The sequence below is a fragment of the Nonomuraea lactucae genome, assembly GCF_003313395.1.
In the GTDB taxonomy this organism is placed as follows: domain Bacteria; phylum Actinomycetota; class Actinomycetes; order Streptosporangiales; family Streptosporangiaceae; genus Nonomuraea; species Nonomuraea lactucae.
Genome location: NZ_QNFZ01000276.1, coordinates 1 through 14,298, shown reverse-complemented (window position 1 = coordinate 14,298; position 14,298 = coordinate 1). Strand labels below are relative to the sequence as shown.

The 14,298-nt window shown below is 71.2% G+C and carries 11 protein-coding genes and 1 pseudogene; 2 read left to right on the top strand and 10 right to left on the bottom strand.

Going from position 1 to position 14,298, the window contains the following annotated elements; translation table 11 throughout:
• Window positions 1–710: SDR family oxidoreductase (locus tag DQW85_RS18460; protein WP_162795096.1), on the top strand; the 710-nt coding region annotated here is incomplete at its 5' end.
• Window positions 711–715: 5 nt separating this feature from the next.
• Here the strand turns inward: DQW85_RS18460 and DQW85_RS18455 are convergent.
• The 4 genes from DQW85_RS18455 to DQW85_RS18440 all read right to left on the bottom strand — a co-directional run bounded on the left by DQW85_RS18455 (window position 716) and on the right by DQW85_RS18440 (window position 7,060).
• Window positions 716–1,132 (bottom strand): DUF1616 domain-containing protein, encoded by a 417-nt coding sequence (locus DQW85_RS18455; protein WP_113701542.1) that lies wholly within the window; start codon window positions 1,130–1,132, stop codon window positions 716–718.
• A complete protein-coding gene (locus DQW85_RS18450) occupies window positions 1,129–4,554 on the bottom strand; it encodes a glycosyltransferase family 2 protein (RefSeq protein WP_113701541.1) in 3,426 nt (1,141 codons plus the stop codon). The genes DQW85_RS18455 and DQW85_RS18450 overlap by 4 nt, the downstream gene beginning before the upstream one ends.
• A 163-nt stretch (window positions 4,555–4,717) precedes the next feature.
• A complete protein-coding gene (locus DQW85_RS18445) occupies window positions 4,718–5,800 on the bottom strand; it encodes a glycoside hydrolase family 26 protein (RefSeq protein ID WP_113701540.1) in 1,083 nt (360 codons plus the stop codon).
• An 87-nt stretch (window positions 5,801–5,887) separates the two neighbouring features.
• Entirely contained in the window at window positions 5,888–7,060 is a 1,173-nt protein-coding gene (locus tag DQW85_RS18440; protein ID WP_162795095.1) for a DegT/DnrJ/EryC1/StrS family aminotransferase, read from the bottom strand.
• A gap of 3 nt (window positions 7,061–7,063) precedes the next feature.
• Here DQW85_RS18440 and DQW85_RS18435 point away from each other — a divergent pair, with 3 nt between their 5' ends.
• Window positions 7,064–8,110 carry a glycosyltransferase family 2 protein gene (locus DQW85_RS18435; RefSeq protein WP_113701538.1) on the top strand — a complete coding sequence of 349 codons (1,047 nt, stop codon included), beginning with the start codon at window positions 7,064–7,066 and terminating at the stop codon, window positions 8,108–8,110.
• Here the strand turns inward: DQW85_RS18435 and DQW85_RS18430 are convergent.
• The 6 genes and pseudogenes from DQW85_RS18430 to DQW85_RS44585 all read right to left on the bottom strand — a co-directional run.
• Complete coding sequence (locus DQW85_RS18430) at window positions 8,048–9,439, bottom strand: lipopolysaccharide biosynthesis protein (protein ID WP_162795093.1); 1,392 nt, start codon at window positions 9,437–9,439, stop codon at window positions 8,048–8,050. The genes DQW85_RS18435 and DQW85_RS18430 overlap by 63 nt on opposite strands.
• The gene (locus DQW85_RS18425; protein ID WP_240197262.1) at window positions 9,432–10,226 is read right to left on the bottom strand and encodes a polysaccharide deacetylase family protein; all 795 of its coding nucleotides are present in this window, start codon (window positions 10,224–10,226) and stop codon (window positions 9,432–9,434) included. The genes DQW85_RS18430 and DQW85_RS18425 overlap by 8 nt, the downstream gene beginning before the upstream one ends.
• A gap of 5 nt (window positions 10,227–10,231) precedes the next feature.
• Window positions 10,232–11,185, bottom strand: a complete 954-nt coding sequence (locus tag DQW85_RS18420; protein WP_113701535.1) for a glycosyltransferase family 2 protein — start codon at window positions 11,183–11,185, stop codon at window positions 10,232–10,234.
• Between the two features lie 20 nt (window positions 11,186–11,205).
• The gene (locus DQW85_RS18415) at window positions 11,206–12,039 is read right to left on the bottom strand and encodes a glycosyltransferase family 2 protein (RefSeq protein WP_113701534.1); all 834 of its coding nucleotides are present in this window, start codon (window positions 12,037–12,039) and stop codon (window positions 11,206–11,208) included.
• Window positions 12,040–12,197: 158 nt separating this feature from the next.
• The gene (locus DQW85_RS18410; protein WP_338043394.1) at window positions 12,198–13,319 is read right to left on the bottom strand and encodes a GNAT family N-acetyltransferase; all 1,122 of its coding nucleotides are present in this window, start codon (window positions 13,317–13,319) and stop codon (window positions 12,198–12,200) included.
• Between the two features lie 477 nt (window positions 13,320–13,796).
• Window positions 13,797–14,298, bottom strand: a pseudogene (locus DQW85_RS44585) (hypothetical protein); the annotation flags it as partial.

The following is a 14,298-nucleotide window of genomic DNA, read 5'->3' as shown; positions in this document are numbered from 1 at the left end:
GGCTGGCCGACGGCGGCGCGCGGTGCGTGCTCGTCGACATCGACCGGCCCGCCGCCGAGCGCCTGGCCAGGGAGGTCGGCGGTGTGGCGCTGGCCGCCGACGTCACCGAGCCCGAGGCGTCGCGGCGCGCCGTCGAGTTCGCTCTGGAGACGTACGGGCGGCTGGACCTGGTGCACCTCAACGCCGGCCTCATCGGCGGCGTCGACCTGTCCGCGTTCAACCTGGACCGCTACCGCAAGGTGGTCGCCGTGAACGTGGACGGGGTCGTCTTCGGCGTCGTGGCGGCGCTGCCCGCGCTGCGCCGGTCCGGCGGAGGCGCGATCGTGGTCACCGCGTCACTGGCCGGGCTCGTCGACTACGACCGCGACCCCGTCTACACGATGACCAAACACGCGGTGGTCGGGCTGGTGCGGGCCCTGGCCCAGCCCCTCGCCGCGGAGGGCATCAGGATCGGCGCGGTCTGCCCGGGGTTCACCGACACACCGCTGATCTCGGAGATGCGCGAGACGTTCCGCGGCGCCGGGTTCCCGCTGCTCACCGCGGAGGACGTGGCCGCCGCCGTGGAGTCGGCGTTCTACGCGGAGGAGCCGGGCGCCATCCTCGTCGTGCAGCCGGGCCGGCCGCCCGTGCCGTACCGTTTCGCGGGCGTCCCCGGACCGGCGGAGGGCCAGCGCCCCCCGGCCGAGGTGCGCGGCAGGACCCTCGACTGAGCCCGCTACCAGTCCTGTGGTTCGCGGCGCCGGTTCACCTCGCGGCGGGGGGCCGGCGCCCGCCGGGCCCGCCGGGTGGTCACCAGCGCGCCGAGCGCCGCCACCGTGGTGAACGCGGCGAGGGTCATGAGGGCGCGTGACATGGTGAACGTCGCCGTCAGGAAGTAGAGCTCGCTGACGATCATGCCGAGCCCGATGCTGATGGCGAACGCCAGCGCCGCGCTCTCCATGGCGTCACCGGTGTGGTCGCGCCGGCCGAGCAGCGGGCGCATCAGGCCGATCACGGCCGCACCCGGGCACAGCAGCAGGAAGACCATGGTCACCACGACCCGCAGCGGGGCTCCGGCCGCGGTCTCGGTGACCAGGACGGCGAGCCACCCCGAGGCGGCCAGCAGCAGCAGCGACACGCGTGAGAAGGTCATCTCTCCCTCGGAACCAGCTCGTAGACGTCACCGCCGGGATTGCTCAGCACCCGCTTGAACCGGCCGGAGGCCACGACCTCCTGCTTGAGCCTGTCGATGGTGCCCTTCGGGAGGATCCCCGCGGTCTCGGTGGCCGGCCGCTGCGCCCGGTTGAGCACCAGGTAGCCCTTGGCGCCCGGCGGGAGCTTCGACATGAGGCTGATCAGCGCGGGCGTGGGCTCCTTGACGAACTCCGACAGGGTCGGCACGTAGGTGGGCAGGTTGGGCAGCGCCGTGCGCGACGGCGGCAGCTCGTCCAGCCAGAGCTGGTCGAAGCGCTCGTAGTCGTCGTAGGCGCCCGGCAGGTAGAACGTGGGCGCCACGATCAGGGAGTTCTCCGGCGCGATCCGGTGGAGCTCCCTGACCAGCCGGACCTCGTCCATGGTGAAGTAGTTGCTCTGCTCCTTGCCGTAGTTGCCGAAGAAGAAGCCTCCGACCATCAGCAGCAGCACGACCGGCAGCACGATGACCCTGATCCACGCGCGGCGGTTCGGCAGGAACAGCGAGGCCGCCAGGAAGGCGGTGAGGGGCAGCGTGAAGAGGTAGACGCGGAAGATGATCTCGCCGCCGTAGCTGCCGGCGGCCAGGAACACCAGCGGGCTCAGCCCGATCATCAACAGCGGCAGGCCCGGACGGCGCAGCCAGCGCCTGCGGAGCACGGCGCCGCCGATGGCCAGCAGCCACAGCCCCCCCGACAGCGCGCGGTCGGCATAGGCCACGATCACCTGGCCCGGCGCGGCCGAGCCGAGCGTGATGAGACCGGCGTCGAGGTTGTCCTTGGCGTCGCCCAGCGACGCGATGATGTAGTTGAGCTTGCTCTCCAGCAGCTGCCACGCGACGCCGACGGCCCACCCGCCCGCCAGCGCGGCGCTGAGCATCAGGATGCCGAGGTTGCGGTATCTGCGCAGGACGAAGAGGAACGCCAGCGTCGCCACCAGCATGAGCGGCGTGAGCTGGTGCGACGACGCGATGGCCGCGATCGGGATGACGAGCAGCAGTGTCCAGGTCAGCCGGGCGAAGGTCGAGGTCATGGGCGGCGGCTCGGCGGCCAGCCCGTCGGGGTCCGCACCCGCCCTGATCGGCCCGCGCCTGAACCTCCGCACCACCACCGCCAGCACGATGAGGTAGAGCACCAGCGTGGTCGCCTGCGGCGAGAAGTAGTCCTGCCCGACCCAGGAACACGAGAAGTAGACCCAGATCGCGCCCCAGATGAGCTGCCGGTCCCTGGTCACGGTGCGGAACAGCAGCAGCAGCGGCAGAAGCGTGGCCACGTTGAACGCGAGCGGCCCCCACTTGGCGATGTCGATCGAGTTCTCCAGCCCGGCCGTCTCGGTCATCAGAGCGAAGAACGAGAAGAAGCCGGGCCACTGGTGGTAGGCCGACAGCGGACCCGTCTCGGGGTCGGTGGCGCCGTGCCGGATCAGGTAGTCGATGACCGCCACGTGCTTCCACGCCCACGAGTAGCGCAGCGTGGGGTAGAGCAGGCTGGGCGTGGCGTGCAGCACGGCGATCAGGATCAGCACGTAGCCGGCGTGCCACAGCTCCAGCGCGTGCCGGTCGCCCAGCAGGGCGACGAACCCGATGACCATGATCGCTATCGCCACCCAGAAGGTGACGGGCATGACCGTGAGCAGCCCGAGGTCGGTCATCTCGTCGAGGTCGACCGCGCGCAGCGACAGACCCCACAGGATGGTGGAGACGGGCAGCGCGGTCCGCGCGATGAACCAGGTCAGGTTGCTCGCCTGCGAGATGCGGTCGGTGCGCGTGGAGTCGAGGCGGCCGCTCAGGTAGCCGAAGATGGTGGCGAGCATCGCCAGCAGCCGCGTCAGCAGCGCCTGCCAGGGCTTGACGTTGTTCGGCCCGGTGAGCGTGATCGCGTGGAACGCCGTCCTCGGGAGCGACGCCTTGACCTGGGAGAGGTGGCTGCTCAGCTCCCTGCGGCCCCGGTCGCGCTGCGGCACGGCGGCCAGCGACTTGCCCTCGGCCACGCAGCGCGAGATCACGTAGCCGCGGGTGGCGCGCCTGGCCGAGATCCCCGAACGCACGTTGGCCGACGGTTCGTACAGCACCTTGCCGTTCGGGTGCAGGGCGCGGAGCCGCTGCCACAGCTCGGCCTTGACGCCGCCCGGAGGCTCGGCCAGCACGTTGCCCGCCTGGTGGTCCAGGTCTTCGGGGAAGCCGCCCGCCGCGGCCAGGGCCTCACGCCGGAAGGCCAGGCCCGCTCCGTAGAGGTCGGACAGCGGGCCGCCGTCCTCCGGCGAGCCCGTGCAGGAGTCACCCATGAGCCAGGTCAGCTCTTCGGGGAACCAGGTGGGCCGCCCCGAGACCCAGCGCAGCGTCAGGTTGCTCCGCACGGCCAGCACCTGGCGGTCGGCGAAGGCGGCGAGGAGGCAGGCCGACCAGTCGGGCTCGGCCGCGGTCTCGTCGTCGTGGAACGCGACAACGTCGCCGGTGGCGATGGACAGGCCGAGGTTGCGCGCCGCGGCCACGCCCCGGTGGCCGCCCTCGTTGTGGAGAACGGTGACGCCGTCGAGCGCGGCCCGCGCCAGCTCCGCCAGCTCGTCGCAGTGGTCGACGACCACGATGATCTGCTGGGGCGGCGCCTGCTGGGCGCGCATGGAGGCGAGCGTCACGCGCAGGTTGTGCCACGCGCTCACCTCGCCGGTGACGATGATCGCCGAGAGGGTCGGGGTCGCCTGGGGCGCCGGCGGGGGCTCGGCGGGGCGAGCGGGTCTCGCCGCCCGTGGCTTCGGGGGCGGGGGAGCGGGCTTGCGGGGCCGGGGAGCGGGCTTGGGGAAGGGGCGGGTGTAGGTGGCGTCGTCTTCGGCCTCAACGGCCTCAACGGCCTCTTCGGCCTGCACCGCCTCTGCGGCGTTCGCGGCGTCCACGGCGCTCGCGGGTGCTTCGGCTGCCGCGGGCGTGGAGGCCCGGGGCGCTTCCGTCTTCGCCAGGAGCTGCCGGACGTCCGCTAAGGCCCACACCTGGGTGTCCTTCACGTCCTCGCTCTCGAACACGTGGGACGGCCCGCCGTCCTCAGCCTGGGCCTCGGCGGCCTGGATCTCGGCGGAGTCTGCCGCGGTGGGCGTGGCCTCGGTGGCCTCGGCGGGTTCGCTGTCGGCGGGCTCGGCGGGCTCGGCGGGCTCGGCGGGTTCGGCGGGCTCGCTGTCGGCGGGTTCCGGCTCGGTGGCCTCGGGCTCGGGCTCGGCGGGCCTGTCCTGGGCGGGCTTGTGGGACGCGGGGGGGCGGAGCACCTGGATCGTCTCCGAACCGTCGGTCTCCTCGCCGGTCGCGGGCGCGCCCGGCGGGGAAAGCGGGGCAGCCGGACGCCGGATGTCCCGGGTGACCGACCCGTCGGTCACCTCGTCGGTGTTGCTGCCCTCCACCCGTATACCTTTCCCTGGTCGCCTGCGTGTCCCTGGCGCGGCCCTGATGGCTGACTGCCTGTGACTTTACTCGGTATCGACGGCCCCATCGCAGACCTCGTGATCAGGCCGTACGGGGCGAATCCCTAAATACTTCGACATTTCCGGCAGTGAGGATGGCGCCTCAACCGGCGTGCTTCGGAAGCCCCTTGCGCACGTACGGCATCTTGCCCGCCTCGATGAACCCGGACAGCACGCCCGGACCGGTCAGCGTGAAGTCGCACTTGTCGGCGTCCACGGAGTTCCACTGGACGACGGCCTTGATGTTCGGCAGGTCTTCCAGCACGTCGGGCACGTCCCTGTACCACCGGCCGCGCGCCTTGGGGTCGTCCGGGTCGCTCTCGGTGCCGTACTCGCTGAGGATGAACGGCTTGCGCCCGAAACCGTTGCTGATGAGCCAGTCGTACGTGGGCTCGACGGTCTCCTCGAAGCTCTGCCACGTGGCGTTGCGGCAGCGGGCGAAGTTGTAGGGGTCGTAGCTCACCCAGTCGACGTAGGCGTCGCCCGGGTAGAACGCCTTCCACCTGTTGCGGAAGGGGTAGTAGCCGGTGACCCCCCAGACCCACGCCACGTTGGTCACGCCGATCTGCCGGAACCTCTCGACGATGTGCCGGTAGGCGGCGATGTACTCGGCGGGGGTGCCGCTGTTCGGGCGCAGCTCCATCTCGCCGTCGAAGCCCAGGAGCACCGGCCTGCCGTACTCCTTGATCCGCCGCGCCTGCGGGTCGATGATGGTCGAGTCCACCTCGCCGCGGGCGATGGCGGCCCAGGGGATGCTGTCGTTGCTGTTCCATTGCTCCGACTCCCAGCCGAGCAGCAGCAGCCGGGAGCGCCCGAGCTCCGGCTCGTCGTCGCGCAGCATCATGCCGTTCTTCGACAGGGACATGTCGTGATAAGTGAACACCACGTCGAACGAGCGGCCGACCTGCCGCTCCAGCGCGGTGACCGGGGCGAGCATGCTGCCCTGCGCGGCCGGGGTGTAGATGCCCCACCACGCCCCGCACGCCGGACCGCGCTTGAGCGTGGCCGGTGCGCTGCAGGGACGCTCGGGCACCCCGGCGCCGTCGGCCACCGCCTCCTTGTCGGGCCCGCTGTTGACGTAGACCACTCCCGCCACGCCCAGCACGGAGGCCCCGGCCACCAGGGCCCACAGGTTGCGCCGCCTCTTCCGCGGGACGGCGTGCTTGCCCGCGATCTCCTGTGGCATGTCTTCTCCGTGATGATCGTTGCCGCGCGACTACTCTCGGCGACCTTGAGTGTATGCAGGCAACTATAAAGTTGGTGTATCTCCTGGTTAACGGACCTTCGGCCGCACCGGCGAGTCGAGCGTACGCAGCACCGGGAGGGCGCGCGCGGCCTGGAGCGGATCTACGGGGAGCACGTGCCGCGTCCACCACAGGGCGATGCCGGGGGTCGGCCCCGGCTCGGCCAGCGCGGGCCCGAAGTCGTCGTCGAGCGGCGGCGTGTAGAGGGCCGTGGTGATGACGCCGCGGCGCTCCAGCGCCTCCTTCGCCGCGTCGCGGTCCTCGACGATCAGCGGCACCCGGAACAGCGGCTGGTCGGCGAAGCGTCGCACCGGCGGGGCGGCCACCGGCAGCTCCGCCAGCAACCGCACGCCGCGGACGCGCCGCTCGCGCTCCCGTTCGGCCGTGCGCTGCCGCACCACGGCGAAACGGCGCAGCAGCGGCCCGTGGGCGGTGCGGTAGCCGCCGGAGCCCACCGACATCCACCGGTCGAAGGGCGGCAGGTCCTCGTGCCCGGCCGCGGTGGCCGCGAGGTCGCGCGCGCGCGTGTCGTCGCTCGTGTGCGTCGCCTCGATGCCGAGCGCGCGTGCCGCTCGCCACGCGGGCTTGCTCAGCCGCAGCGCGTAGACGGTGTCGCGCAGCAGCGGGCCGAGCATGGCGCGGAACTCACCGGCCGCGGAGGGCGCGGTCAGCAGCTCGTCGCGCAGCGCGGCCAGGCGGTCGCGGGTGCCCTCGTCGGCGACGGTGAGCACGCCGCCCGCCCCCGCCCTGGGGTGCTTGGACAGGCTGAACGCCCCCGCCGCGCCGAACGTGCCGACGTGCCGCCCGCCGACCTCCGTCTGGAAGGCGTGGGCGCAGTCCTCGATCAGGACGACGCCGCGGCTGTCGCACTCGGCGGCCAGCCGTTCGATCTGGCCCGGCAGGCCGTACATGTGGGTGGCCACCACCGCGCCGACGTCGTGCCAGTCGACCAGGTCGACGTCGATGGTGGCGTCGTCCGGCGAGAGGGGGGCCATGACCGGCCGCAGGCCCGCCGCCACCGCGGCGAAGAGCACGGTCTCGCAGTTGACCGGGGACATGAGGACCCGCCGCCCGCGCGGCACCAGGCCGCGCAGGGCCAGATACAGGCCGAGCCGGGCGGAGGGGACGTAGAGGCCGGGCCGTCCGGTGCGCCGTGCGAGCGGCCAGGTCAGGGTGTCGTCGCCCACCTCACGAAGCCGCATCGAATGTCCTTTTCGCTGGGTGTCCGGCATCCCATGAACGATACGCTGTCACCCTCAGCCGGCGCAGGTCGCGCACCCCTATCCAGGATGGTTGTATCCATGGCGGAATCTGGCGTTTCTCCCTCATGGCCGGAAGTCGGCGCAGTGGTCTGCACCCGCGGTGACCGGCCCGAGATGCTCCGGGAGGCGCTGAAGGGGATCACGTCCCAGGACTATCCCGGCAAGATCACCACGGTGGTGGTCTTCGACGGCAACGACCCCGATACCGAGCTGGTCTCCGACGACCCGGCCAGGCCCGTCAAGGTCGTCCGCAACGACCGCTCCCGCGGCCTGCCCGCCGCCCGCAACTGCGGCATCCTCACCCACGGCGACGAGGTCGAGTGGGTGGCCTTCTGCGACGACGACGACACCTGGCTGCCCACCAGGGTCAGGGCGCAGATCGAGGCCGTGCGCAGGCATCCCGACGCGGTCTTCGCCACCTGCGGCTCGCTGATCGTGCACGACGAGTGGACCCGCCACATCCCCCTCGACAAGGAGCGCGTGCCGTTCGCCGACCTGCTCGACGGCCGTCAGCCCGCGATGCACCCCTCCGGCTTCCTCGCCAGGCGCGCGGCGCTCCTCGGCGAGGAGATGGGGCTGTTCTCCGAGACGATCCCCAGCGGCTACGGCGAGGACTACGAGATGCTGCTCCGGGCCGCCAGGTGCGCGCCCATCGTGCACGTGCCCGGCGAGCACCTGCACGTCCGCATGCACGCGCAGTCGCATTTCGCCGGGCGCTGGGACGTCATCGCCGAGGCCCTGCAGTGGCTGCTGGAGCGCTACCCCGAGATCCGCACCTCCCGCAAGGGCTACTCCCGCCTCGCCGGCCAGGTCGCCTTCACCCGGGTGGCCGTCGGCCGCCGCGGCGAAGCCCTGCGCTGGGCCGGGCGGGCCTTCGCCACCGACCCCCGGGAGGTCAGGTCCTACGGCGTCGCCGCCATCGCCCTGCTACGCCTCGACCCCGTCTGGGTGGTCAGGCGGATGGAGGCGCGCGGGCTCGGGGCTCCCTGACCTGCCCGTGGCGATCCGCCGCAGGCTGGGCAGCACGGCCAGGGCCGTGACGGTCTGGCTGCCGAGGATCGCCATGCCCACGCCCGTGATGCCGTGGGACGGCAGCAGCAGCTGCGACCCGCCGATGGCCATCGCGGCCATGGCGAACTGCACGAACACGATCATCCCGGCCCGCCGCAGCGCCCGCAGCGCGCCCAGATAGAGCTCCACCACCGCGCGTGGCAGCGCGGCGAGCGCGATCAGCCGCATGAGGTCGGTGGCGTGCTGGGCGTACCCGTCGCCGAACATCAGCAGCCCGACCGGCGCCAGTGCCGCCGCGGCGATCACCAGCGGCGTGAGGATCAGGAACGTGCGGCGCAGTGCCCGGCGGCAGTTCTCCGCGAGCCTGGCCGCGTCGAACGCCCCTTCCACGGTCAGGGAGGAGGCCATCGTGTAGCTCAGCATCTCCAGCATGGCGCCGAGCGTGATGGTCAGCCCGTAGTAGGCGTTCATCTCCTTGGAGACCTGCGCGGCCACCAGCACGGGCACGCCGTAGTTGAACAGCAGGGTGAAGATGGAGCCCGCGTAGTCGCCGGCCAGGAACCGGCCGACCCGCCGGGGGCTCGGCAGCTCGCTGTCCGCGGTCAGCCTGGCGTGCTCGGGGATCAGCCGCCTGAAGATGATCGCGTTGAGGCACAGCGCCACGACCAGCCCCGGACCGATCCAGGCCAGGAACACCGCCCAGGAGACGGCGGCGCCCGTCGAACGGGCCAGCACGAAGGCGCACACGGCGAGCACGCCGAACCTGACCACCCAGAACACCAGGTTGGCCACAGGCACCCAGGGCGCCTTGCGCAGCGCCGTGAGCACCACGTCCTGCAGCGTGGACACGCTCCACACGATCACCATGACCGTGAAGACCACCCCCGCCGTCCATCCGGACAGCAGGCTGTAGGTCCCATCCCAGCGGGCGAGCGTGAGCAGGAAGATCAGGCATCCGGCCACCGCCAGCCCGGCGCCCGCCAGGTAGACGCCCCCGACGAACCGGCCGGTCCGCCTGCCGCTCTCGGGGATGAACCGGGCCAGTGTGCCGACGAAGCCGAAGGACGTGATCGCGGCGAGGAACCGCATCGCCGCCAGGATGGCCAGGCCGACGCCCACGTCCTTCTCGTCGAACACGCGGGCGGTGACCGTCCAGTAGGCGAGGCCGATGACCGCCCCCGCCCCGGCGTTCAGCATCAGGGAGTACGCGCTGCGCAGCAGGGGGTCGTTCAGGTCCGACGGCAGCCATCTCCTGAGGCCGGCCGGCCGGTCCATCGGCTGGACGCCGCCCGTCATGGGGTCAGTCACCGGGGACGACCTGTCGCACCGCGTACCTCGTCCGCCGGACGATCGCGTATCCCTTGGTCAGCGCCCGCTCCCTCAGGTAGAGGAGCGGGACGCCGCGGTTCTCCACCGCGCGGCGGAACCTGTCGATGCCGGTGCTCCTGGCCACGGTGAGCCGGGGGACGGCCAGCACGTCGTGCCGGTCGGCGGCGATGGCGTTGCTCACGGCGCACGCGGCCCAGTAGCCGGCCCTGCGCACCTCGCGGCGCACGCGGGCGCTGGAGTAGCCGTAGGGGTAGGCCATGGTCGTGACGGGGGTGCCGATCTTCTCCTCCAGCAGGCCCTTGTTCCTGCGCAGCTCCTGGCGGAGCTCGGTGTCGGGCAGCTGGTCGAGCTGCGGATGGCTGTGGCTGTGGCCGCCGATCTCGATGCCGCACTGCGCGGCCTCGCGCGCCTGCCCCCAGGTGAGCATGTCGTCGAGCGGCCTGCCGGCCGCGTCGCCGCCGGCGTCGGCCAGCCAGCCGCTCGTCACGAAGATCGTGGCGGGGAAGCGGTGGCGCTCCAGGATCGGCAGCGCCTCGGAGTGGAAGTCGGCGTAGCCGTCGTCGAACGTCACCACCACCGGCTTGGCCGGCATCGACCTGCCCTGGTTGTGGTGGAGCGACGCGACGAGGTCGCCGAACGTGAGCGGGGTGAAGCCGCTCTCGGCCAGGTAGGCGAGCTGCTCCGCGAAGTCCGACGGGCGGACCGACAGCGAGCGCGTCTCGTCGTTCGGCCTGTCGGTGACCGAGTGATACATCAGGATCGGCACGCGGGTCAACGGCCGGCACCTCTCAGTCGCGCGGACCCCACCAGGTAGCCCCAGGTGGTCCACGCCAGGCCGATCACGATCGCGGCGGCCCGGCCCAGGCCGCCGAGGTCGCCGCGGAGCGCCTCGCCGACGCCGCGCAGCGCGCCGAGCGGGAGCGTCTTCAGCGCGTGCGCCCGCTCGCTCGCCAGCCCGTCCTGCGCGCCCACCTCGCGGGTGACCAGCGCCTTGGACAGCCCCTCGGCGTAGCAGCGGGACCGGAAGTAGGCGAACGTCTCGCGCTGGCGGGGCACCTTGTGCCCGATCAGCGCACGCGGCTCGAACAGCATCACGGAGCCGGGCCTGCGCTGGCTCAGCCGGATGCAGAACTCGGTCTCCTCGCACCCCAGCGGGCGGCTCTTGCGTCCCTGCACGCTGCGGCCGATGCCGCTGTGGAAACCGCCCACCTCGGCCACCACCTCGCGCAGGAACGCCGCGTTGCCCCCCATCACGTTGCGGATCGGCGCCCTGACGGCGGGCATGCCGCGATAGGTGCAGCCCACCGTCCAGTCGAACTCGTACGGGAACCAGCGCGGGCGCCGCTCCGACGCCCAGATCGGCTCCGTACGCCCGCCCACACCCACGACCGTGCCAGTCACGCCGCTGTCCTGGAAGCCCTCCTCCAAAGCCTCCAGCCAGCCGGGATCGGCGACCGCGTCGTCGTCGAGGTAGGCGACGACGTCACCGGTGGCGATGTCCGCCCCGGTGTTCTTGCCGCCCGACAGGCCGCGTTCGTGGGTGTTGGCAACCACGACGGCCCGCTGGTGTTCGCGCTTGAGCCTCAGGAGCAGGTCCGGGTTGTGGTCGACGACGAGGATCAGCTCGTGCGCCTCGCGCCGTTGGCGCTCGACCGACTCGACGGCCTGCCTGATGTCCTCCCAGCGATCCTCGGTGTAGACGCAGATGACGACAGATGTACGCACGGGTGGAACCTCTACAGGGTTCAGGCGACGCCCCGGTCGGCCGCGGGCCTGGGGGCGGGCTCGGCGAACGGAGGGGCCGGCTGGCGGCGCCACTCCCGCAGGATGGTCTTGAGCACCCGGAAGCCGTCACGGACGGCCCGCAGGTTGCTCTCACCGTGGATGCGGCAGCGCTCGTGGCTGGGCACCTCGTGGATCTTGAGCCCGCCCTTGGCGGCGCGCACGTTCATCAGCGTCTCCACCTCGAAGCCGTCGCAGTCGAGGTCCAGCACGTCCAGGTGGCGGGACCAGAAGGCGTTGTAGCCGTAGCACAGGTCGGAGTATCGCGTGCCGTACATGAGGTTGACCAGTGCGGTGAGGGCCTTGTTCCCGATACTGCGGCTGACCGTCAGGTCGTCGCTGCCCCCACCCGGCGCGTACCGCGAGCCCTTGACGAAGTCGGCGCCGGTCACCAGGGCCCCGACGAAGGAGATGATCTCACGCCCGTCCATCGAGCCGTCCGCGTCGATCATCACGATGATGTCGCCCGTGCAGGCGGCGAAGCCGGCCGCGAGGGCGTCGCCCTTGCCCTTCCCCGTCTGCGTGACGATCTTCAAGTTCGGACGCAGGCGGCGCGCGACCCCGACGGTGTCGTCCACGGAGTTGCCGTCGACCAGCACGATCTCGTCGATCCACTGCGGCAGCGTGGCGAACAGGTGCGGGAGGTTCTCAGCCTCGTTCATCGCGGGTACCACCACGCTCACCGTCGGCGCGATCGCCAGGTGCGGAGTGATGGGCGTGAAGCGCTCGATCGGCGGCATGGAGCGCAGCGGCGCGACGTGCGTCTTGCCGTTGTGCCTGATCATCTCGGGACTCATGATGCGAACAATCCTTTCGGGACCACTCGCTGCGAGCCGCGAAAGGCGATCCCCGGGTGCTGTGGGGGATACCGAAAGCGGCGAACGGTGCATTGACGGTCCTGTGGGAGTGAGGGTGTGCTGGGGTGGGCGTGTTTCGAGGGTGGCGGGAGCGGGCCTCAGCGCGCTCCCGTGGTTTCCTTGGCTGGGGGCTCGTGCTGCAGGGAGGTGCGCATGCGACCGAAGCCCTTGAGGACTCGGTCGGCTGCCTTATAGAGAGACGGTCGGTCGAGGACGATTGTTCGGGCCTTGTTGAGGGGAACACGGCCCATCCAGTGCACCGCCGCAGTCGGGGAAGGTCGCGAGATGCGGCCCTCGGAGACGTACAGCGTGCCGCTCTTCAACCAGTCCTTGTATTCCTTGCCGCCCTTGCCCATGTCGACCATGTGCAAACCGGCGGCGGCGGCCGCCTCGGCCATCTGGAGGTGGTGCACGATGCCCGGTGAATACTTGCCGAACTCGGTGTCGTAGGCGGGGAACCACCCGACCAGGGTGGTGGCCGTGCGCAGGCCGAAGTGGCCCGCCACCGGGACGTCACCGGAGTAGAGCATGGTCAGCACGCCGGCGAAGTCGGTGGACCGTTCCGCGTGCATCCGCTCCGTCAGCTCGACGATCCACGGTTGCGCGAACCTGTCGACCCGGCCTGTCCGGCGATACTGGTCGGACTTCCAGCCGAGCAGCGTGCGCAGCACCTCGGGGTCGGCGGAAGCCCACTCGAGGCGCAGCTCGCCTCGCTCCCTGCCGAGCTTGCGCTCCTTGTAGCGGACGGTCTTGAGGTTCTTGGGGGAGTTGGCCTTCACCTGGTCGAGCCAGGCCTCGAAGCCCGATGTGAAGTCCATCACCGGAGCCGGGCGCACGTCGCTCTCGAACGGGGCGAACGTCGGCTGACCGGCGACCATGTGGTCGAAGTCGTAGACGTTCAGCCTGCACGCGCGGAGCAGGGCCCTGGCGTCGACCTTGGTGCCCTGGGCGGCGATCAGGCCGTGGCAGGTGGTGAGGAAGCCGCCCAGCGGCTTGCCCACGCCGAAGCTGTGCCGCTCGTACGGGAAGAAACCCGTGATGACGCCCCCGTCCTCGAGGACGGCGACCCGTACGTAGTCGCGCAGGCGGTCGATCGCCACGGCGAACTCGACCGACAGGAACGGGTTGTCCAGGGCCGGATCGGCCTTCTGCAGCTCGCGCCACCGGGCACGCTCGGAGTCTCCGAGCTCTCCTGGGCGGACGACCGAGATGTTCACCATGCCCTGGCCCCCTGTCCCGTCCGCATGTCCCTTCCCTGCGGCAGCATGCGAAGCACGTTTACCACGAGGTTCGCAGTGGCTCTCCCTAAAGGGACGGCGGTCTGGTCACGATCACGCAACAGTCCGGCGACCTCCGCCGCGGAAACGGCGTACGCTGGGCATTGCTTGATCATCACCGTTCTCCCCGGATGTCTGGCTCAGTAAATGGGCACGACTGAATCGCATCCCATGTCATGGGATCAATCCATTCGTGAACACGTCAATGCCGACGCTTGGTGACGCGCCCCGGTTTACCGGCAGGAGGAGTTTTCTGCCCAGGTGATGTGCGACACACCGGCGAGTAAGCCTCCGGCCGCCAGTGCGGTCCCCAAGCACACCAGGATGCCCTATATCGGGTGTGCATATCGAGCCGGAGCCAGATTTGTGTCGCTAAATGTGGATTGTGGTGGCTCTACCTGCCCATGTGACTCCCGGTGCTCATGAGCCGCTCCCGGGCTCGGCCAGGGCGGCGGCCGGGCTGTGAGCCGAATGCTGTGGCCGGCTCTGTGGCCGGCTCTGTGGCCGGCTCTGTGGCCGGCTCTGGGGCTGGGCCGGGGAGTGGGGCGGATCGCTGGGCGACCCGGTCTCGTCGGGCGGGAGCGTGGGGTCGTCGGAGGGCGGAGGCGAGTCCGGCGTCCGGCCCCGCCAGGACAGGGAGCAGCTCGCCCCGCCGCCGTTCGAGGTGAACGACACCGTGCCGCTGCCCGCCGCGTCGGGATCGTCGACCGTCACCCAGACGGCCGCCGTACCGCCCGCCCTGATGGACCCGCTCGCCGGAAAGACGTCGAGGCCGTCGGTGGCGCCGGCGTTCCACGTCACGGTGGCATTGCGGGCGCGCAGCGCCACCTTGGCGGTGTCGCCGTGACCGTCGAGGCCGCGCGGGCAGGCGGCGCTGAGCCGGGCGCGGGGTGTGGGGCGGCGGGTGGCGGCCGGTCCCGTG

Coding starts and splice junctions, on each gene's coding strand:
- DQW85_RS18435 (WP_113701538.1), top strand. CDS start 7,064: ATGTCCTTTTCGCTGGGTGTCCGGCATCCCATGAACGATACGCTGTCA.
- DQW85_RS18445 (WP_113701540.1), bottom strand. CDS start 5,800: ATGCCACAGGAGATCGCGGGCAAGCACGCCGTCCCGCGGAAGAGGCGG.
- DQW85_RS18440 (WP_162795095.1), bottom strand. CDS start 7,060: ATGCGGCTTCGTGAGGTGGGCGACGACACCCTGACCTGGCCGCTCGCA.
- DQW85_RS18415 (WP_113701534.1), bottom strand. CDS start 12,039: ATGAGTCCCGAGATGATCAGGCACAACGGCAAGACGCACGTCGCGCCG.
- DQW85_RS18455 (WP_113701542.1), bottom strand. CDS start 1,132: ATGACCTTCTCACGCGTGTCGCTGCTGCTGCTGGCCGCCTCGGGGTGG.
- DQW85_RS18410 (WP_338043394.1), bottom strand. CDS start 13,319: ATGGTGAACATCTCGGTCGTCCGCCCAGGAGAGCTCGGAGACTCCGAG.